This is a genomic window from Actinomycetospora sp. C-140, assembly GCF_054796175.1.
The window spans coordinates 163,648-183,657 of record NZ_JBTWNF010000013.1 but is presented as its reverse complement, the minus strand read 5'-3'; the positions used below and the strand labels follow the sequence as shown (position 1 = coordinate 183,657).

General features: G+C 74.7%; 16 protein-coding genes. 7 read left to right on the top strand and 9 right to left on the bottom strand.

From position 1 onward, the window contains the following. Nucleotides 1–54 precede the first annotated feature (54 nt). Nucleotides 55–1,251 (top strand): acyltransferase family protein, encoded by a 1,197-nt coding sequence (locus ACR9E3_RS21650; protein ID WP_460382590.1) that lies wholly within the window; start codon nt 55–57, stop codon nt 1,249–1,251. 13 nt (nt 1,252–1,264) lie between these two features. Here ACR9E3_RS21650 and ACR9E3_RS21645 read toward each other — a convergent pair whose 3' ends face one another. The 5 genes from ACR9E3_RS21645 to ACR9E3_RS21625 form a co-directional block, all read right to left on the bottom strand. Continuing rightward, nucleotides 1,265–3,298: a galactose oxidase-like domain-containing protein gene (locus tag ACR9E3_RS21645; protein ID WP_460382589.1), complete on the bottom strand. Its 2,034-nt coding sequence runs from the start codon at nt 3,296–3,298 to the stop codon at nt 1,265–1,267. A 107-nt stretch (nt 3,299–3,405) separates the two neighbouring features. Continuing rightward, a complete protein-coding gene (locus tag ACR9E3_RS21640; RefSeq protein WP_460382588.1) occupies nt 3,406–4,491 on the bottom strand; it encodes a CapA family protein in 1,086 nt (361 codons plus the stop codon). A 31-nt stretch (nt 4,492–4,522) separates the two neighbouring features. Beyond that, nucleotides 4,523–6,364 carry a S9 family peptidase gene (locus ACR9E3_RS21635; RefSeq protein ID WP_460382587.1) on the bottom strand — a complete coding sequence of 614 codons (1,842 nt, stop codon included), beginning with the start codon at nt 6,362–6,364 and terminating at the stop codon, nt 4,523–4,525. Between the two features lie 54 nt (nt 6,365–6,418). Further along, the gene (locus ACR9E3_RS21630) at nt 6,419–8,194 is read right to left on the bottom strand and encodes an N-acetylglutaminylglutamine amidotransferase (RefSeq protein ID WP_460382586.1); all 1,776 of its coding nucleotides are present in this window, start codon (nt 8,192–8,194) and stop codon (nt 6,419–6,421) included. 33 nt (nt 8,195–8,227) lie between these two features. Continuing rightward, complete coding sequence (locus ACR9E3_RS21625) at nt 8,228–10,810, bottom strand: glutamate--cysteine ligase (protein WP_460382585.1); 2,583 nt, start codon at nt 10,808–10,810, stop codon at nt 8,228–8,230. Nucleotides 10,811–10,907: 97 nt separating this feature from the next. Here ACR9E3_RS21625 and ACR9E3_RS21620 point away from each other — a divergent pair, with 97 nt between their 5' ends. The 5 genes from ACR9E3_RS21620 (at nt 10,908) to ACR9E3_RS21600 (ending at nt 13,913) form a co-directional block, all read left to right on the top strand. Next, the gene (locus tag ACR9E3_RS21620; protein WP_460382584.1) at nt 10,908–11,378 is read left to right on the top strand and encodes a ribose-5-phosphate isomerase; all 471 of its coding nucleotides are present in this window, start codon (nt 10,908–10,910) and stop codon (nt 11,376–11,378) included. 28 nt (nt 11,379–11,406) lie between these two features. Next, nucleotides 11,407–12,189: an Fpg/Nei family DNA glycosylase gene (locus ACR9E3_RS21615; RefSeq protein WP_460382583.1), complete on the top strand. Its 783-nt coding sequence runs from the start codon at nt 11,407–11,409 to the stop codon at nt 12,187–12,189. Between the two features lie 95 nt (nt 12,190–12,284). After that, nucleotides 12,285–13,334, top strand: a complete 1,050-nt coding sequence (locus ACR9E3_RS21610) for a hypothetical protein (RefSeq protein ID WP_460382582.1) — start codon at nt 12,285–12,287, stop codon at nt 13,332–13,334. 43 nt (nt 13,335–13,377) lie between these two features. Beyond that, complete coding sequence (locus ACR9E3_RS21605; protein WP_460382581.1) at nt 13,378–13,533, top strand: hypothetical protein; 156 nt, start codon at nt 13,378–13,380, stop codon at nt 13,531–13,533. 14 nt (nt 13,534–13,547) lie between these two features. Continuing rightward, nucleotides 13,548–13,913: an MmcQ/YjbR family DNA-binding protein gene (locus ACR9E3_RS21600; RefSeq protein ID WP_460382580.1), complete on the top strand. Its 366-nt coding sequence runs from the start codon at nt 13,548–13,550 to the stop codon at nt 13,911–13,913. On the opposite strand, the gene ACR9E3_RS21595 is transcribed toward ACR9E3_RS21600, so the two are convergent. Continuing rightward, on the bottom strand, nt 13,914–15,554 hold the full coding sequence (locus ACR9E3_RS21595) for an APC family permease (RefSeq protein ID WP_460382579.1): 1,641 nt from the start codon (nt 15,552–15,554) through the stop codon (nt 13,914–13,916). It lies immediately after the preceding gene. Between the two features lie 104 nt (nt 15,555–15,658). Between ACR9E3_RS21595 and ACR9E3_RS21590 the strand changes: the two genes are divergently transcribed. Next, nucleotides 15,659–16,372: a PIG-L deacetylase family protein gene (locus ACR9E3_RS21590; protein ID WP_460382578.1), complete on the top strand. Its 714-nt coding sequence runs from the start codon at nt 15,659–15,661 to the stop codon at nt 16,370–16,372. 95 nt (nt 16,373–16,467) lie between these two features. Here ACR9E3_RS21590 and ACR9E3_RS21585 read toward each other — a convergent pair whose 3' ends face one another. The 3 genes from ACR9E3_RS21585 to solA all read right to left on the bottom strand — a co-directional run bounded on the left by ACR9E3_RS21585 (nt 16,468) and on the right by solA (nt 19,896). After that, a complete protein-coding gene (locus ACR9E3_RS21585; RefSeq protein ID WP_460382577.1) occupies nt 16,468–17,394 on the bottom strand; it encodes a GDSL-type esterase/lipase family protein in 927 nt (308 codons plus the stop codon). Nucleotides 17,395–17,525: 131 nt separating this feature from the next. Then, the gene (locus tag ACR9E3_RS21580) at nt 17,526–18,713 is read right to left on the bottom strand and encodes an aromatic ring-hydroxylating oxygenase subunit alpha (protein WP_460382576.1); all 1,188 of its coding nucleotides are present in this window, start codon (nt 18,711–18,713) and stop codon (nt 17,526–17,528) included. Then, entirely contained in the window at nt 18,706–19,896 is a 1,191-nt protein-coding gene (gene solA / locus ACR9E3_RS21575; RefSeq protein ID WP_460382575.1) for an N-methyl-L-tryptophan oxidase, read from the bottom strand. Before solA ends, ACR9E3_RS21580 begins: the two co-directional genes overlap by 8 nt. Nucleotides 19,897–20,010 lie beyond the last annotated feature (114 nt).

Sequence of the window (20,010 nt, the reverse complement as noted above, 5' to 3'; positions counted from 1 at the left end):
GGAGTGTCCGGCGCGCCGGTCCCGCCCGTGGGTCCCGAGCGCGAAGGGGCCAGCATGCGCGTCCGACACCGGGGTCCCCACGGCGCGCCCCTCTCCTCGCCGGCGCCCGGGCCGCGCGAACGGCTGCCCCACCTGGACAACCTCCGGACGCTGCTCGTCGCCTGGGTGATCGGCGGCCACGCGCTGCTCGGCTACTCGGCCGTCGGCGGCTGGGCCTACGACGAGCTCCACGAGGTCACCTACGACCCGCGGGTCGAGCTCGTGCTGATCGCGATCCTGGGGCCGTCGGGACTGTTCGTCATCGGCCTGTTCTTCGCGATCGCCGGCCTGCTGACCGAGCGGGCGGTCGTCCGCCACGGCCCGGGGGGCTACCTCCGCACGCGCCTGCGTCAGCTCGGCGTGCCGTGGCTGCTGTCGGTGCTCGTGCTCTGGCCCGTGGCGCTGTGGCTGGCCTACCGGGTCGCGGGCCGCCCGGTGACGCCGTGGTGGGTGATGGCCCACCGGGACCCGCCGTTCGACTCGGGTGCGCTGTGGTTCGCCCTGGTGCTGCTGATCTACTCGGCGGTCCTCGCCGCGTGGCGCGCGCTCGTCGGACCGCCGCCGTCGGCGGTGCGCCCCCTGACCGCGCGCGGGCTCCTCGGTGCGGTCCTGCTGATCGCTGTCGCGTCGTTCGTGGTCCGCCTCGGCGTCACCGCCCGCAGCGGGCAGCCGGGTGACCTGCACGTGTGGCAGTGGCCGCAGTGCGCGGGGATGTTCCTGCTGGGGATCGTCGCGGCCCGCCGCGGCTGGGACCGTCGGGTCCCGCCGCTCCTGTGGCGCGGCTGCGGCATCGTCACGCTGACGACGCTCGTCACGCTCCCGGCCCTCGCGCTCGCCACCGGGCTGCGCGACGTCGCCCGACAGTCCGGGCCCTACCTCGGCGGCTGGCACACCGAAGCGCTCGCCCTCGACGCGGCCGAGGCGGTCCTGGTGGTCTGCGGCACCGTGTTCCTGGTCGGCGCCGCCGAGCGGTGGCTCGCCGGTACCGGAGCGCGCGCCACCCGGTGGGCGGGAGCCGCGTTCGCCGCGTTCGTCATCCAGGGACCGGTCCTGCTGGCCCTCGCGACGGCCGCGCGGGCTGTCCCCGCGCCCGCCGAGCTCAAGGCCCCCCTGGTCGCCGTCGGCGGGATCGTGCTGTGCTTCTGGATCGGTGGGCTGCTCCCGACGGACCGGTGGTTCGGGCGGGCACGGACGTCGGTCACGCGCCCGTGAGGACGGTCGTCACTCAGCCGACGAGGACGAACTCCGCCTCGGACGGGACCCCGTCGCGGAGCAGGAAGAGCATGTACCAGCCCGGCGGGGCCACCGCCCCGTCGGGCGGGGTGCGCAGCGTGAGCCCGTCGGCGGACCGCGACACGATCTCCAGCTCGACGTGGCGCTGGTCGGGGTTGAAGGAGTGCGTGCACGACCCGTTCCGCATCAGGGCCACCGTCGTGATCGTCGCGGCATCGTTGGTGCCGACCTCGACGGTCGTCCCGTAGCCGACGGCGTCGGGCGCGGACCCGATCTTCGGGCGGTCACCGCGGAACAGGTAGGGCGGCCGGAAGACCTCCAGGCGGAGCTCCGAGACCGGGATGACCTCGGGGTTCCACGTGGCGTCGGTGCCGGACGTCATGACCGTGCCGTCGGGGAGCAGGAGCGCCGTGGCGTGGTAGAGGCGCGGCACGGACGTGTGGTCCATCCGCGTCCAGGTGTCCGTCTCCGGGTCGTAGATCTCGCTCTCCCACACCGGGTTGGCGCCGTTGTCGGCGAAGCCGCGGCTGCTGCCCGACATCACCAGGACGGTCCGGTCCGGCAGCAGGACGGCGTCGGGCATGACGCGCGCCGCGTGCATCTCCGCGACCGGAGCCCAGGCCGGGCTGGGCACGCCGAGGTCGAGGATCTCGGCGCTGGCCGTCGCGGGGGTGCGCATCCCGACCGGCTGGGGGCCGCCGCCGCCCAGGGCCAGCACCGTCGCGCGGTACGGCGGGCTCGCGTCTGGGAGCAGGGGGAGCAGGACGGCCGTGCCCTCGACGCCGTAGGTGCGGCTGTTGCGGTCCGGGCGGGCCGTCGCCTCGAGGTGCGTCGGCTCGAAGGTGGCGCTCCCGAGGTCGAGGAAGACGGTGTGGGTGCCGCCGTGCACCAGCACCCGGTCGCCCGGCAGCACGAAGACGAACGGGTAGGTGACCGATCCCCCGAAGCCCTCGAACGGGGCCGGGGTGCGCGGGCCCACCGTGTCCGTGCGCGGGTCGAAGATCTCGTAGCTGAGGTTGGGGTTCGGACCGAGCGCCGGGTCGAACACCCGCCGTTCGCCGGCGACGATGAGCACCCGCCCGTCGGGCAGGGTCACCGCGGTCGAGTACCACCGGCCCTCGGCCATCCGGTCGACGTCCCGCCAGTGGCCGCCGCCCGCGCCGCCCGGCGTGAAGGTGTGCAGCATCTTCAGCCGGTCCTGCAGCTCACGGTCACCGCCCACCATCAGCAGCCGTCCGTCCGGCAGGAACGCGTGCCCGCCGCAGAACAGGTTCGGCAGGTGACCGTGCGGCCCCTCGTAGGTCGGCGTGGACGCGGTCCGCGTGTCGAGGTCGAGGACACGGGACTCGCCGGCGTGGGACGGCTGCGGGTCGTGGTGGCCGTGCCCGGTCTCGTCGAGGTAGCTCAGGAACCAGACGGATCCGCGGGCGCCCGTGGGCAGGAGCGCCGCGTGCAGCCCGCTGATCCCCGCCGTGAACGGGGCGACCTCCCACCGGCCGCCGAGCGCCGGGTCCGGGACACCGAAGGCGGGGCGGGTGAGGACCTCGTAGGCGCCGCGGTGGGCGTCCCACCAGATGTCGCCGCCCTGGAACCGCGTGTGCTGGCTGTGGCGGTCCGGGGTCGTCTCCTCGTTGCTCAGCGGGTAGCCGAGGTCGCTGCGCTCGAAGCCGAGCGACGCCCACAGGGCGTGGATGGCGCCGCGGACCTCGAACGCCCCGGTGGCCGCCGTCCAGTAGATCGAGCCGTTCTGGAACCGGTTGAAGCGCCCGATCCCGTCCGGGGTCGCGGTCTCGTCGGACAGCGGATAGCCGAGCGCGCCGCGCTCCCAGCCCATCCCGGCCCAGGAGGCGAGGATCGCGCCGTGGACCTCGTGGGCACCGGTCCCGGGCGTCCAGTAGATCGAGCCCCGCAGGTACGGGCGGAAGCGGCCGATCCCGTCGGGTGTCCCGAGCTCCGGGCCGGTGGGCGGGCCGAGCAGCCCGCCGTCCCCGCCGTGGGCCGCGTGGTGGTCGTCGATCGGGCTCATGCCGGCACCTCCCCGTAGGCGTGCACCGAGGGTGACACGGACGGGAGGAACCGGATCCACTCGACACTCGTTCAGCCCTACGCGCGGATGCTCTCCGTACCCGACCTTCACCCGCGGGTGAGGCCCGCGGCGAGGGCGCCGCGGGTCGCGACCCGGGCGTCGGTGCGCTCCCGCGACGCCGCGGCGGGGGAGCCGGCCGGCGCGTCGGTGACGTCCCGGACGCGGATCGGCGGGCCCACGTCGATCCAGGTCGGGACGTACTCGGCGCGCGTCACCCGCCACCGCCCGTCGGGTCCCACACCGAAGGTGAAGCGGGCGAGCGCCCCGTCGTCGGTGCCGGGGGTCTCCTGGTCGGCGAGCTGGTTGCCGAGCCCGTAGGCCACCCACTTCTCGCCGATCCGCTCGAAGGGCTGCACGACGTGCGCGTGGTGGCCGATGATCAGGTCGATGTCGGGGCTCGCGAGCAGCTCCGGGGCCAGGCGCCGCTGTTCATCGTCCGGCGTCGGGTCGTTCTGGGTGCCCCAGTGCGCGGACAGGACGACCACGGCGGCGCCGCCGGCACGCGCGCGGGCCGCCGCGGCCAGCACGGCGGCCGGGTCGAGCAGGGCGACGCTGCCCCCGCGGGGGACGACGTCGCCGTTGAGGCCGTAGGTCGCCGACAGGTGCGCGACGCGCACCCCGCGCACGTCGTAGAACGTCGTCGACGCGGCCTCGGCGGGGGAGCGGGCGGTGCCCGCGTGCCGCAGGCCCGCCGCGTCGAGGGTCGCGAGGGTGCGGTCGACGCCCGCGGTGCCCTGGTCGAGCGCGTGGTTCGACGCCGTGCTGCACCCGTCGAAGCCGACCGCGGCGAGCGAGCGGGCCAGCTCCGGGGGCGCGTCGAACGACGGCCAGCCGGCGTAGGGCCCGCCGGGCGGGGCGAGCGGGGTCTCGAGGTGGCACAGGGCGAGGTCGGCGCCGGCGATCCGCGGCGCGAGGCCCGCGAGCTGCGGGGCGAAGTCGTGGGTGCCCCGGCCGTCGGCCAGCGCCTGCGCGGCGACGGCCGGGTGCACGAGCTCGTCGCCCCCCGCGACCAGCGTGAAGGACGGCGGCGGGGGAGGCGGTGCCGCCGCCGGGGGGACCGGCGGTGCGCAGCCGACCGCGAGCCAGCAGGCGGTGACGACGGCGACGATCGCGAGGCGGCCGGCCCGGTGCACGGCCCCAGCCTGCTCCGCGGGGCCGCCGCCGTCAGGGGGTCAGCGCGAAGTAGGTGCTCAGCCAGTCGACGCAGGCGTGGATGAAGGCGACGCGGTTCTCGGTGCGCTGGATCTCGTGGCCCTCGTCCTCGAAGAGCAGGTAGCGGAACGGCACGCCGGCGTCCTTGGCGCCGTGGACCGCCAGCTCGGCCTCGTGCACCGGGACGTTGGTGTCGTACTTGCCGTGCACCACGAGCAGCGGCGCGCGGAGGTGCTCCATGCGGTGCACGGGCGAGAGCTCGCGCAGCAGGTTGCGGTCGTGGATCGGGTGGCCGTACTCGCCGACCGCGGCGTCCGCGATCCACGGCTCGGTGCGGGCGAAGAACGTCTCGAAGTCCGCCATGCCGCACACGTCGATGCCGACGGCGAAGAGCTCGGGGTGGTTCACCAGGGCGGCCAGCGTGAGGTAGCCGCCGTACGAGCGCCCCATCACGCCGACGCGCGCCGGGTCGGCGATGCCGCACTCGACGAGGTGCTCGACGCAGGTGGCGACGTCGCGGATCGCGGCGAAGCGTCCGGCGCCGTTGTCGGCGTTGACGAACGAGCGCCCGAATCCCGACGAGCCGCGCACGTTGGCCGCGTAGACGGCGATGCCGCGGGCGAGCAGGTGCTGGTAGAGCGGGGTGAACACCGGGCGCTCCTGCGCCTCGGGCCCGCCGTGCAGGTAGATCACCGTCGGCAGCGGGCCGGTGGTGCCGCGCGGGCGGTAGAGCCAGCCGGGCAGGCGCAGGCCGTCGGGGGTGGTGACGACCTCGAGCGACGGGTGCACGAGCTGGCCCGGCGACCAGCGCGGCTCCTCCTGCGGGCAGATCAGCGCCGTGGTGTCCGAGGACAGCTCGTGGCACCACACGGCGGCCGGCACCTCGGGCGACTGGATGCCCATCACCAGCGAGTCGCCGTCGTGGCTGAACACCGCGCTCGTCACGACGTCGCCGGGCGGGGCGTAGCCCGAGCACTTGCCGGTGGCGATGTCGAGCAGGTCGACCTCGCTGCGCCCCTCGACGTTCCAGACGACGGCGGCGAGCGCCGCGTCCTCGGTGAGGGCGAAGCGCTCGAGGTCGGCGTCGGTGCGCTCGGCGAGCACCTCGGGGGTCATGGGCCGCGCGTCGGTGGCGACGTCGACCGCGACCAGCGCGGCCCGCTCGCGGCCGCCGTCGGTGAGCAGCAGCATCTTGGTGCCGTCGGGGGTGAAGCGGCCGGCGACGACGCTCGAGTCGCGGGTGATGGCCACCGGGTGCTCCACCGCCCCGGGTGGCCCGCCGGGCCCGCGCCGCGCGTCGATCTCGTGCCAGCCCTCGGTGCCGTCGAGGTCGACGATGCCCACGTGGCGGGAGCCGCGGCGGCCGCGGCGCAGCAGCACGCGGCGCCGGTCGCGGCTGACGTCGAGGATCTGCAGGGCGTGCCCGGACCCCACGCGCTGGCGCTGCCCGCTGTCGGCGTCGACCAGCCAGGCCGTCGTCGTGTCGTAGTCCGCCTCCGTGATCGCGAGCACCGAGCCGGTGTGGGTGAAGCGGTCGAGGGTCACCGCGCCGCGGTCGCCGTCGCCGACGCCGCGCACCGCGCGCAGGTCGGTCCCGTCGGGGCGCACGATCGCGACGTTGCTGCGCTCGCCGCCGTCCGGCGCGGTCTCGACGGCCAGCCAGGCGCCGTCGGGCGACCAGCGGACCGTGGAGACGAGCTCCTCACCGGTGTCGAGCGACCACTCCTCGCCGGTGGCGCGGCGGTGCAGGCGGACCTGCGGGAGGCCGTCGCCGTCCCAGACGAACGCGATCGTCGTGCCGTCCGGGGAGGGGCTGGGGGACCAGCAACGTGTGGCACTGATCCACTCGTCCACCGCCCGCGACCCTCCTCCGGTTGAGCACGATCCGTCGTCGCCGGGGCACCGTACCTACGTGATGCCGTGGGCCTGCAGCCACATCTCGAGCAGCGCCACCTGCCAGAGCGCGTTGGCGCCGAGGTTGGTGCGTCCGGAGTTCGGGTCGTCGAGCATCTGCGTCACGGCCTCGGGCCGGAAAAGCCCGCGACTCGTCGCGGCCGGGTCGGTGAGCGCGCCGCGCACGCGGTCGAGCACCGGGCCCGAGAGCTGGCGGATCGCCGGCACCGGGAAGTAGCCCTTCTTCCGGTCGATGATCTCGTCGGGCAGCACGCCGCGCGCCGCCTGCTTGAGGACGCCCTTGCCGCCGTCGGCGAGCTTGTACTCCGGCGGGCAGGCGCCCATGGCCTCGACGAAGTCGTGGTCGAGGAACGGGACGCGGGCCTCGAGACCCCAGGCCATCGTCATGTTGTCGACGCGCTTCACGGGGTCGTCGACGAGCATGATCGTGGTGTCGAGGCGCAGCGCGGCGTCGACCGCCGAGTCCGCGCCGTCGCGCCCGAAGTGCTCGGCCACGAACTCCCGGCTGACGTCGGAGTCGACCAGCGCCTCGGAGGTGAGGAGCTGCGCGACCTCGCTGTGCGGCCGGTCGAAGAACGCCTTCTGGTAGGCGTCGAGGGCGCCGTCGCGGGGGACACCGGCCAGCGGGGGGTACCAGTCGTAGCCGCCGAGGATCTCGTCGGCGCCCTGACCGGACTGCACGACCTTGATCGACTTCGAGACCTCGCGCGAGAGCAGGTAGAACGCGACGACGTCGTGGCTGACCATGGGCTCGGCCATCGACGCGACCGCGCCCTCGAGAGCGTCGTCGGTCTCGTGCTTGGGGACCTTGAACTTGACGTGGTCGGTGCCGTAGGTCTTCGCGACCAGGTCGGAGTAGTCGAACTCGTCGCCGGTCTCGCCGGCCTCGGCCTCGAAGCCGATCGAGAAGGTCTTGAGGTCCTTCTGGCCCATCTCCGTCAGCAGCGCCACGACGATCGACGAGTCGATGCCGCCCGAGAGCAGCACGCCGACGGGCACGTCGGCGACCATGCGGCGCTCGACGGCGGTGCGCAGGCCCGTCAGCGCCGTCTCGGCCCACTCCTGCGCCGACTTCTCGCCGTTCCGCGTGAACTCCGGCTCCCAGTAGAGCCAGTCGTCGGTGGCACCGTCCGGCGAGATCGTGCGGACCGTGGCCGGGGGCAGCTTCCGGACGCCCTGCAGGATCGTGCGCGGGGCGGGCACCACCGAGTGGAAGCTCATGTAGTGGTGCAGGGCCACGCGGTCCACGTCGGTGTTGAGCCCGCCGCCGGCGAGCAGGGCCGGCAACGACGACGCGAAGCGGATCGCGCCGGGGACCTGCGCGACGTAGAGCGGCTTGATGCCGAGGCGGTCGCGGCCGATCACCAGCTCGCCGGTGCGGCGGTCGGAGACCGCGAACGCGAACATGCCCTTGAAGTGCTCGACGCAGGCCGGGCCCCAGCGGTGGTAGGCCTTGACGAGCACCTCGGTGTCCGAGGTGGAGAAGAACCGGTAGCCCTCGGCGTGCAGTTCGTCGCGCAGCTGCTTGTAGTTGTAGATGATCCCGTTGAAGACGGCGGTCAGGCCGAGGTCGGAGTCGACCATCGGCTGAGCGCCCGTCTCCGAGAGGTCGATGATCTTGAGCCGGCGGTGCGCGAGCGCCAGCGGGCCGTGGCCGACGACACCCCAGCCGTCGGGGCCGCGGGGTTCGAGGACCTGGGCCATGTCGAGCACCGTCGACACCTCGGCCGCCCGGCCGTCGAAGCGGAACTCACCGGCGATGCCGCACACGTGTGGCCTCCTCGGTCGTGATCATCTGCGCGGTCAGCGCAGGATCCAGGTGTCCTTCGAGCCGCCACCGCGCGAGGAGTTGACCACGAGCGAGTCCGCGGGCGCGACTCGTGTGAGCGGCGTCGGCAGCACCGTCGGAGTGGGGGCCAGGGCGACGAACGCCCGCAGGTCGACCACGCGCGGCTCCAGCGTCGCGCCGGTGAACGTCGGGTGGGTGGAGATCCGGACGGTCTCCTGGGCGACGAAGCCTGCGGGGTCCGCCCGGACGGCGCGGGCGACCTCCTCGAGCTCCTGCTCGGTCGCGTGCGGCCCGATCACGATGCCCTGCCCGCCGTAGCCGTCGACGGGCTTGAGCACCAGCTCGTCGAGGTGGGCCAGGACGTGCTCGCGCTGCTCGGGATCCGCGCAGGACCAGGTCGGGACGGCCGCCAGGGTCGCCTTCTCGCCGAGGTAGTACTCGGTCAGCGCCGAGATGAAGGGGTAGACGCCCTTGTCGTCGACGAGGCCGTTGCCCGGCGCGTTGCCCAGCGTGAGCCGGCCCGTCCGCACGGCCTCCTGGACCGGCCCGCCCAGCGCGCGGCCGGAGGCGTCCGGCGCGGTGAAGAGGACCTCCTCGTCGATGCGCCGGTAGAGGACGTCGACCGGGCGCCCGGACCCGGCGATCGTGATCATGCCGGCGGCCGCGCGCAGCTCGCCGGGGGTGAGGAGCGGCACACCCATCTCCTCGGCGAGCATGCGGTGCTCGAAGTACGCCGAGTCGACGGGGCCCTCGGTGACGATCGCCAGCACCGGCTCGTCGCCCGCCGCGGGTGGCGCGCAGGCGAGCAGCGCCTCGCGCAGCATCGCCGGGCCCTCGTCGGCGTCGAGGACGCCGTTGGGTGCCTGCAGCTCGGGCAGGACGCTGCGCACGACACGGCGGTCGGCCATCGCGTAGCCGATGCCCGACGGGATCCGCAGGTTGTCCTCGAGGACCTTCCACTCGCCCTCGCCGTCGCAGACCAGGTCGAGGCCGCTGACCAGTGCCCGCACCGCTCCGGGGTGCAGGTTCATGGCCGCCTCGTGCGGCTGGGGCAGCCAGCGCAGGGCCGCCTCGGGCAGCAGGCCGTCGTGCAGGCAGGCGCGCTCGCCGTGCAGGTCCTGCAGCAGCGCCTCGCACGTGCGGGCGCGCTGGACCAGCCCCTCGGTCAGCGTCCCCCACTCGCCCGCGGTGATCAGCCGCGGGACGAGGTCGAGGGGGAACAGCCGCTCGGCGTCCTCGCCCTGCGGGAAGTACATCCCGCGGGCCCGCTGCTCGGCGTCGCGGCTCTTCTCGTGCACGAGCAGCCCGGACGGCCCGATCCGCTCGAGGGTGGACACGAGCCACGAGTACGCCGGGCGCACCGTGGCGTCCTCGGCGACGGCCTCGTCGTACGCGGGCGGCCGGTAGTCCGCGAGCAGCACCGGCGCCACGGTCGCGGACACCGGTGCGTCGACCGGGGAGTCCGGCGCGCCGCGGGTCTCGGCGACGAGCATGTCGACGACGGCCTCGAGGCCCCCGCTGCGGTTGGCGCGCTGGCGCTGGCGGGCGGCGGCGCTGCCGCGGGCGAGGGACTCGAGCGCCAGCTCCTCGACCACGTCCCGGTCGCCGGCCTCGTCGAGGTCGTCGGCGAGGTGCTCGAGCATGAGGCGCACCGCCCGCGACGGCGGCACGAGCTCGCGGCCCGCGACGTCCACGAGGTCGCCCTCCAGGCCCGAGCGGGCGGCCCGCCAGCTGGCCGCGCGCAGCAGCTCGGCCCGGTGCCGCGGCGTCGGCCGTCCCTCCAGGTGGGCGCGGACCCCGTGGCGCACGAGGGCGCGCGAGAGCCCGGCGATGAGGACGACGCCGTCGACGCTCGGGCTGGCGTCGCAGATCCGCACCTCGACGGTGTTCTGGTGCGCGGAGGGACGCATGTCGAAATAGACCATGCCGGGGTCGGACATGGTCCCGGAGGCGAGCAGGTCGGCGATGAGCGCGTCGTAGTCGGCCGCGTCGCGCAGGGGTGCCGGGGGACCGGCGGTGGGCCAGCGGTGCCAGGCCAGGGTGCGGGAGCTCGCGTAGCCGGTGTCCTCGCTCTTCCAGAACGGGGAGCTCGCCGAGAGCGCGAGGAGCACCGGCAGCCACGGCGCGCTGTGCTGCATCACCGTGATCGCGGTGTCGCGGTCGGGGACGTCGACGTGCACCTGCGTCCCGCAGATCTGCTGCTCGAAGGCGAGCATCTGGTACTCGTCGCGCATGCGCTCGTAGCGCGGCGAGGGCGTGATGCCCGTCGCGGATCCGTCGATCAGCGGGACGCTGCCCGCGCCGACGACGCCGAGGCCCCGCGAGTCGGCGATGCTCGCGAGCATCCCGCGCAGCCGCACGAGGTCGGTGCGCAGGTCGGCGAGATCCGTCGTCGGCCGGGAGTTGGTCTCGATGATCGAGGGCTTCAGCTCGGCGGCGAAGGCCTCGCCGTCGAGGGCCCGGAGCTCGTCGAGCAGCTCGGGCACCCGCGGCACCGCCGAGCGCGTCTCGAGGTCGACGAGGTGGAACTCCTCCTCGACACCGAGGACCACCTCGCGCGCGGGTGTCAGCCGGTGGTCCGACGGTCGCCCTGCCATGGCGGTCAACCTAGGGTCGGTGTGTCACGGGGATGTTTCCGAGCCCCTGATCGCGGGCCTGTCGGCGGCCCGTGTCACACCTGCCACACTGCGCATCGTGCGCGTCTTCCTCGGATCGGACCACGCCGGGTTCGACCTCAAGGCCCATCTGCTGCGCGAGCTGGCCCGGGCCGGCCACGACGTCGTCGACGTCGGCCCGGAGGAGCTCGACCCGAACGACGACTACCCGCCGTACTGCGTCGCGACGGGGCTCCGCACGGTCGGCGAGCCGGGCAGCCTCGGCGTGGTGATCGGCGGGTCGGGCAACGGCGAGCAGATCGCGGCGAACAAGGTGCCGGGCTGCCGCGCCGCGCTCGCGTGGAGCGTCGAGACCGCCCAGCTCGCCCGCAAGCACAACAACGCGCAGGTCGTCGCCGTCGGCGCGCGGATGCACACCGCCGACCAGGCGACCGAGATCGTCTCCGCGTTCCTCGCCACGGCGTTCGAGGGCGGGCGACACCAGCGCCGCATCGACATGCTCACCGCCTACGAGCAGACGGGCGAGCCGCCGGCGCTGCCGCAGGACTGACGCCCGCGGCGCCGGGGTAGGCAGGCCCGTGCCCGAAGGCCACACGATCCGCCGCCTGGTGCGGACCCACACCCAGCGGTTCGTGGGCACCCCCGTGTCGATCACGTCGCCGCAGGGGCGGTTCGCGCGCGACGCCGAGCTGGTCGACGGGCGCGTGCTGCAGTCCGCCGACGCCCACGGCAAGCACCTGTTCCACGTCTACGCCGACGACCTCGTGGTGCACGTCCACCTCGGGCTCTACGGCAAGTTCTCGCTGAGCGCCGGCGAGGTGACGCCGCCGCGCGGGCAGGTGCGGATGCGCATGGTCGGCCCGACCCACTGGGCCGACCTGCGCGGACCCATCGCCTGCGAGGTGCTCACCGAGGGCGAGGTCGAGGGGCTGCGTTCCCGGCTGGGCGCCGACCCGCTGCGGCGCGACACCGACCCCGAGACCGCGTGGCGGCGGATCTCCCGGTCGCGGGCGCCGCTCGCGACGCTGCTCATGGACCAGTCGGTGATCGCGGGCGTCGGCAACGTCTACCGCGCCGAGGTGCTCTTCCGGCACGGTCTCGATCCGCTCCTGCCCGGCCGCTCGCTGGGGCGCGAGCGGTGGGACGCGGTGTGGGCGGACCTCGTCGCGCTGCTCGCCGACGGCGTGCGACGTGGCGGGATCCACACCGTTCGGCCCGAAGATCGCACCGGGCGCGGCCGTCAGGTGTACGTGTACCGCCGGACGGGCCAGCCGTGCCGCGTGTGCGGGACGGAGATCCAGCGCCGGTCGCACGCGAGCCGGAACCTGTTCTGGTGCGCGACCTGTCAGGCCGCGACCTGACCGTTACGTTTCGCCCCCCGCGTCCGATGCAGCACGCGGGAGGGCGATGCGGCCTCCCTCGGTGTGTCCGTTTCGGTGCGGTCTGTGAGGTGTGCGTGGCGCGAGAGCGTGCGAGGCCCCGGTGGCAGCTGACGACCCGGTCGCGGTTCGCCCTCGTGCTCGGCGTGGCCGGCCTGGCCGTCGCCGGGGTGCAGATCGCGATGCTCAGCGATCCCCCGACGGTCGTGCAGCTGGTGATCGTCGCCTTCTGGACCCTCGTCGGCCTGCTCTACCTGTTCTCCGCGGCCGCCCAGCACCTGCGGGGCCGTCGCGCGCCCGCGGCCCCGGCGCCCCTCCCGGCGCCGGTCGAGGAGATCGTGCCGGTCCCGGTGCGCCCCGCCCGGCCACGGCCGCGCGCCGGCGCGGTGGCCCAGGAGCACGGTGCGCATGATCGAGAGGCCGCGCGGCCTGCGGACCGTGCCGCTCGCACCGAGGTGGTGCCTGGCGAGCCCGTGCGCGTGGCGATCCGTGCACGTCGCCCCGCGCGCCCCGCTCCCGCGACGGCCACCTCTGCCCCCGCCGCCGGTCCCGCGTCCGCCGCCGGTCCAGCGCCCGCTGCCGTCACCGCCGCCTCCGCTCCTGCGGTCGCACCGGCGCCCGCGCCCGTCGCCGACGCGACGACCGACGCGTTCACCGTCCGCGCGAGCGGCGCGGTGTCGTCGCCGCTGACACCCACGGCGGGCCGGGAGCCCGCGACGGCGCGCCCCGTCCTGCGGGCCGTGTCCGGCGATCCCGGGCTCGCGTCGGCGCTCTCGTTCGGTCCGGCGCGCGGCCGGACAGCGGCGGGCGGGTCGGACGTCACCAGCCGCAAGCGCCCGCGCCCCACACCGCCCTACGGTCAGCCGCGCGTCGCGGGCGGGCCGGTGCGCCCGGACCCGCTGTCGGACCCGCTGCCCGACCCCCTGTCGGGACCTCTGCCGGACCGGATCCCGGTGCCGTCGGCCTCGCCGGTCTCGGGCCCGCTGCCCGTGACGCCCCGCGCCCCCGAGGGCGCCGTGCCCGCGCCCCGCGCGCCGCGGCACCGCGCCGCCGTCGAGGACCCCGTCGCCGCGCGGCGGGGCGAGCCGCGGTCCACCGGTCGTCACGGCGCTTCCGACGGGCGATAACCTGTCGAGTGTCCGATTCCAGGCCCGCGTCCGGGAGGACCCGATGAGCGAGCCCACCGAACGTCTCGACGCCCGCGACTCGACCGACGGCGCCTCCGAGCCGGGCGTCGCGACCCACCGGCCCTGGCTGCGGATCATGACCCTGATCGTGCTGGCCGCCTTCGTGCTCGCGACCCTGGTGGGCTCGCTGCTCCTGTAGGCACGATGCTCGCCGTGGAGGAGGAGCGGCTCGTCGCGCACCTGCGTGAGGTCTGCCTCGCGCTGCCCGAGGCGACCGAGAAGATCAGCCACGGGTCACCGAGCTGGTTCGTGCGCAAGATGTTCGCGAGCTACGTCGGGCGCCACCACGGCGACGAGCACCTCGCGCTCTGGATCGCCGCGCCCGTGGGCGTGCAGGAGGAGATGGTCGACGCCGAGCCCGACCGGTTCTTCGTCCCGCCGTACGTGGGCCACCGCGGGTGGCTCGGCCTGCGCCTCGACGTCGAGCCCGGCGGGCCGGACTGGGACGAGGTGCGGGCGGTCGTCACCGACGCCTATCGCGTCATCGCCCCGAAGCGCCTGGCCGCGCGGCTCGACTGATCACCCGGCGCGGTCGGCGTCGGCCTCGGCCCGCAGCCGGGCGACCATCTCCGGCCGCGCCCGCATGTAGGAGGTCCCGGCCGACGCGCCCCAGGCGTAGACGCCCAGGGAGAACGCCGCGACGACGACGCTGTCCCAGGGCGCCGGGATCCAGCCGGCGCCGTCGAAGCTGCCGATCGCCGACAGCCCCGTGATCCCGACGAGGTAGACGACGAGCCAGGCCCCGCCGACCAGCTCGGCGGTGCCGCGGCCGGCGCGCGCCCACGTCACGGCGTAGGCGACGACGCCGAGGGCGACGATGATCATCGCGATCCAGAGCTTCGACCACGAGACCCAGAAGATGATCAGCGAGGACACGACGAACGCGAGCGGCGCGACGAGCCGCATGCCGCGCAGTCGGGTGTCGGGCGCCGTCAGTCCGGCGTTGCGGAACGCGACGAGCGAGACCGCGCCGATCTGGAAGGTGAACGCCGCGATCGACCCGGTCACCGAGATGATCGCGTGCCAGCTCGGCAGCGGCAGCAGGTACGCGAGCCCGACGACGAAGTTGACCGCCAGCGCGCGGGCCGGCACGCCCCGGGCGTTGAGCGCGACGAGCCGACGGGGGAAGAACCCGTTCTTGGCCAGGCCGAACACGTTGCGGGCGTTGGCGGCGGTGAACACGATCCCGGAGCCGGACGGGGAGATCATCGAGTCGGCGATCAGCGTCCACGACAGCCAGGTCAGACCGAGGACCATCGCGAGGTCGGCGAACGGCGAGTCGAAGTTGACCCCGTGCCAGCCGCCGGCCAGCGCACCGTCGGGCACCGCGCCGAGGAAGGCGAGCTGCAGCCCGAGGTAGAGCACGATCGTGATGACGATGGTGGCGATGAGGGCACGGGGGACGGTGCGGCGCGGGTCCCGGGCCTCGCCGGAGAGCTCCACGACGTTGCGGAAGCCGGTGTAGGCGAAGACCATGCCGGCCGTCGCGATGCTGCCCAGCGCCGCGCCCCAGCCGTACGGGGCGAGGCCGCCGTGGTCGGTGAGGTTGGTGGTGTCGAACCCGCTGGCGATCAGCAGGACGATCGTCGCCACCGGGATCAGGACCTTGATCGCGGTGGCGGCGGTGTTGGCGCGCGCGAAGAGCCGCACGCCGAACCAGTTGAGGGCGACGAAGCCCGCCATGAGGACGACCGCGAGCAGGACGCCGAGGCCGGTGAGCTGCTCGCCGTCGTACACGCCGGGCAGGTAGGCCGAGGCGTACTGCACGACGCCGGCGGCCTCGGTCGGCGGGTTGCCGACGTAGCTGATCCAGTTCGCCCAGCCCACGATGCCGGCGGCGAGCCCGCCGTGGGAGTACATCGGGTAGCGCACGAGACCACCGGACTCGGGCTTGGTCATGCCCAGCTCGGCGAACACCAGCGCCACGCAGAGCATCAGCCCGCCGCCGACCACCCAGGCGAGCATCGCCGCCGGCCCGGCGTCCTGGGCGGCGTAGAGCGAGGAGAAGAGCCAGCCGGACCCGATGACGCTGCCGAGCCCGGCGGCCAGCAGCGACCAGAACCCGAGATCCTTGCGCAGCCCCCGGTCGGCGCTGCGCGTGTCGGATTCGCCCCCGATCGTGCCCGTCCCACCGCGTTCGTCGGCATCTGCACTGGTCACAGGCTCGTCCCCCGTCCGGGTGCGGTCGGGGAGAGGTGCCCGACGGGCGGCGCGGTCACACCGCGGCTTGACCTCGACGATGGTCGAGGTCCCACGCTGTCGGCATGACCACCGCCCTGCCCGCCCTGCCCGACGACTGGTCGTCCGTGCTGGCGATCGCCGCGCACCCCGACGACCTCGAGTACGGCACCGCCGCGGCCGTCGCCGCGTGGACCGCGGGCGGGCGTCCGGTGTCGTACGTGCTCGTCACCCGCGGCGAGGCCGGGATCCACGACATGCCGCCGGAGAAGGCGGGCCCCGTGCGCGAGGACGAGGAACGGCGCAGCGCGGCCGCGGTCGGCGTGCACGACGTCCGCTTCCTCGGTCACCGCGACGGCATGGTCGTCGAGGGCCTCGACCTCCGCCGCGACCTCGCGCGGGAGATCCGGCGCGCCCGCCCCGAGCTGGTCGTCGTCCCGAGCCACCGCGACACCTTCGGGCCCGGGGCGTGGAACAGCGCCGACCACCGTGCCGTCGGCCGCGCGACCATCGACGCCGTCGGCGACGCGGGGAACCGCTGGGTCTTCCCCGAGCTCGTCGACGACGGGTTCGAGCCGTGGAACGGGGTGCGGCACATCGCCGTGGCCGCGTCCACCGAGCCGACGCACGCCGTCGACGTCACCGGGTGGCGGGAGGCGGCGATCGCCTCGCTCGCCGAGCAGCACGCCTACCTCTCGGCGCTCGATCCCCGGCCCGTCGCCGAGCAGGCGCGGGAGATCGTCCTGATGACCACCGGCGGCGACGGCCCGGCGCGCCTCGCGTTCGAGGTGTTCGGCTGAGGGCCGCCCGCGACCTGTGCGCCCGACGTCCCGGGGTGACGGTCGAGCGTGTGGCGCTTCGGACGCGACGTGTCAGCGGTGGCCCACCGCTGACATCAGCCGGCGAAGAGCGGTGCCTCCAGGTCGGCGAACGCACGGCCGTCGGACGGCTCGCTCGGCGCCGTGGGTGTCGGGGTCGCCGCCGGCGGGGCGGTGGGTCCGGCCGCGGCGAGGGCGGAGAGCACGCCGAGCGCGTGGCCCTCGGCGGACGGGCCGCCGGCGAGCAGCGCCTCGCTGTCGGTCAGCGACGTCAGCCACGGGGCCTGGCTGCACACGCCGTGCCCGGCGAAGGCGGCCCGGACGTCGACGAAGCGCATCCCGGCGGCGGCGACGCGGTCGGCGAGCACGGTGTCCAGCCGGTTGACCGCGTCGTCGACGCGCGCCGCCCGGGCCGCGTCCGCGGGGCCCTTCGGGCACGCCTGGCCCTCGGCGATCAAGGGGTAGCCGGTGAACGTGACCGCGGCGCGGGGCGCCCGGCTGCGGATGTCGGCGAGCGAGGAGTCCAGGGCGCGGGGCAGCGCCGTGACCGCCTTGTCGAAGCGGGCGGCCGCGGCGTCGCAGCGGGCCGGCGTGCCGGCGGTCGAGCAGGCCGCGGCGAGGGTCCCGAGCCCCGTCGCGTCGCCTCCGACGGTCGCGGTGACGACCTCGGTGCCCGCCTCGAGCGAGGTGAACTGCCCGTTGCCGGCGCTGTTCGACGCCGACGCGCAGGCCCGCGACGTCCACGCGGTGTCCCCGGCGGCGCGGGCGAGCAGCGGGGCGTAGGCGAGCGTGCTGCGTCGGCACGGCCCGGACTCCGCCTCGATCCCGCCCGCCGCGGTGCCCGCGGCCCACGAGTCGCCGAGGGCGACGCGTCGCGTCCCGTCGCCGCCGCTCGCCGGGCTCCCGGCGGGCAGGCCCGCCGCCGCCGGCCCCGCACCGAGCACCAGCGCGGTGCTCACCAGCACGCCGCCGAGCAGCCCCGCCACCACCGGTCGCCAGCCCATGTCCGTCCCCGCCCCTCGCTGTGGACAACGGCGTCGAGTCTCGATCTCGGCGACCGCAGCAGGCAGTCTTGTCACCCACATGCGTCACTTCAATCACCCGAGCCGGGGAGGTTCGCGGGTCGCGGAACGGGTCAGGCCGCGCGCGCGGCGCCCCCGAGGGCGTCGACGTACCAGTCGAGGAACGACTCGACGGAGGCCTCGACGACCGGCGAGAGCGGTCCCGGACGGTAACCGCGGGACGCGATGCCCGCGTAGTTGCGTTCGCAGAGCTCCCAGTCCTGCTCCGAGGTCGCGCGCCAGACCGCGGCGAGATCGTCCTCGTCGACCACCGCGTCGCGGGCGACGAGGAAGCAGAGCTCGACGTCGGTGGTCGCGACGTCGACGGGGGTCAGGCGCGTCGTCATCGCGTAGTCGGCGTTGGCGTGCCCCCACATGTTGGGCAGCGACACCACCCGCAGGCTGCCGACGTCGGGGTCGGAGAGCGTCCCCATCGGCGGGGCCAGCGGCTGTCCGTCGAGCGTCTCGCTGACGTAGCCCTCGCGCAGCGGCAGCCGCGCGATCCGGTACCAGGCGCCGCCGGGGAAGCTGACGTCCTCGGCGGGCAGACCCTGGGCGCTCCAGTGGGCGCGCGCCTCGGCGAGGGCGCGGTCGTAGCGGGGGTTGGTGCGCACGTCGCCGTGCACGCCGACGTCGAAGTTCGACAGCGAGAACTCGGGGTGGCTGCCGGCGCAGTGGTAGCACTCGCGGTTGTTCTCCACGAGCGTCTTCCAGTTCGCCGCCACGCGGTAGTGGTGGCGCACGGCGATGCGCGCGTCGGCGAGCCCGTGGGGCCCGAGCCGGGGCTCGAGGGCTGCGGCGAAGGGCTCGAACGCGGGCGGCTCGTCGGCGAGGCAGACGAACACCAGGCCCGCGGTCTCGCGGACGGCGACCGGCGCGAGCCGGTAGGACGCCGTCGCGAAGCAGTCGCCCATGAGCCGTGCCGAGCGCAGCGTCCCGTCCAGCCCGTAGACCCACTGGTGGTAGGGGCAGACGAACGCCTTCACCCGGCCTCGCGGCTCCGACGTCACCCGCGAGCCCCGGTGCGCGCAGACGTCGTGGTGGGCGTGCACGGCGCCGTCCTCGCCGCGGACGACGATCACGCGGTCGCGCCCGACGTCGACGGTGAGGTAGCGGCCGGGCTCGTCGAGCTCCGCGGTGTGGCCGGCGAAGAGCCAGTGGGCGGCGAAGACGCGGTCGAGGTCGGCGTCGTAGAGGTCGGGGTCGGTGTAGGCCGCCTGCGGCAGCGACCAGCCGGGGGAGCGGGTCGGCAGGTCAGACATGGAAGGCGCGCCCCCAGGTCGGGTCGGTCAGGGCGGGGCGGTCGAGGGCGAACGTCGCGATCGGGTGCCGGGTGGCGCCGGTGGTCGCGAGGTCGGCCAGGATGCGCCCGATCAGCGAGGCGAACTTGAACGCGTGCCCGGCCCCGACGGCGACGCTGACGCGCGGCTCGCCGGGCACGGTGTCGATCACGTAGTGCTGGTCCGGCGGGATCGTGTACAGGCAGGTCTTCGTGTACAGCTCGGGCCCCCCGAAGCCCGGGACGTGCTCGGCGAGGAACGCCTCCTGGCGCTTGCGGCGCAACGGGTCCGGGTCGTACGTGCGGGTGTCGGCGGTGACCTCGTGGCCGCCCATGTGCTGGCCGAGCTTGGTGGCGACCTCGCCGTAGACGGGGAAGCCGTAGAAGTTGTCCGAGCCGTGCCACATGAACACCGGGAAGCGGTCGGGCGAGAAGTCGAGCAGGTGCGGCGTCGCGTAGTACGTGACCTGCTCCTGCAGGACGGTCAGGGGCAGGGGGTCGCCGACGCCCTCGAGCACCTCGTTGGTGCGGGCGTCGGCGGCGACGACGACGTGCTCGGCGCGGATCACCTCGTCGTCGAGCACGACCTCGACGTGGTCGCGGCACGGCCGCAGCGCGCGCACGGGGCTGTGCTCGCGGACCTCCGCGCCGTGCCCGCGGGCGAGGGCGACGTGCGTGGCGTTGGCGCGGCGGGCGTCGACGATGCCGGTGCGGCGCTGGTAGAAGGCCTGCTCGGTGCCGGTGAGGTGGAACTGCGGCCAGCGGCGCTCGACGGCGCGGGCGTCGAGCAGCTCGAAGTCGACGCCGTGCCGGTCGGCGACGGCCGCGTAGCCGCCGATGTCGCGGCCGCCCGTGGTGAGCCCCTGGCGGCTCTCGACGTCCTCGATGACGAGGCCGCCGGTCTCGGTGACGAGCGGCTGGGCGGAGACGCGCTCGACGTCGCGCCAGGCGGCGTAGGCGGCCGGGGCGAGCGCGGCGTAGGCGTCCTGGTGCTGGGCGTAGCGGATGATCCGCGAGTGGTCCTGGCTGGCGCCGTGGTCGTGGCCCAGCGCGTGGCGCTCGAGGGCCAGGACCCGGCCTCCGACGGCGCGGGAGAGCCAGTAGGTCGCGGCGGAGCCGAGGCCTCCGCAGCCGATGACGACGTAGCGGAGTTCGGGGTGGGGCACGGTGTCGCTCCGGGGTGGGTCTCGGATGTGCCCTTCCGACCCTGCTCGCCGGGCGGCGCGCGTGGTGCGGATCCGCGATCGACCCTGCCACTGCTGTCATCAGCTGCGACTTAT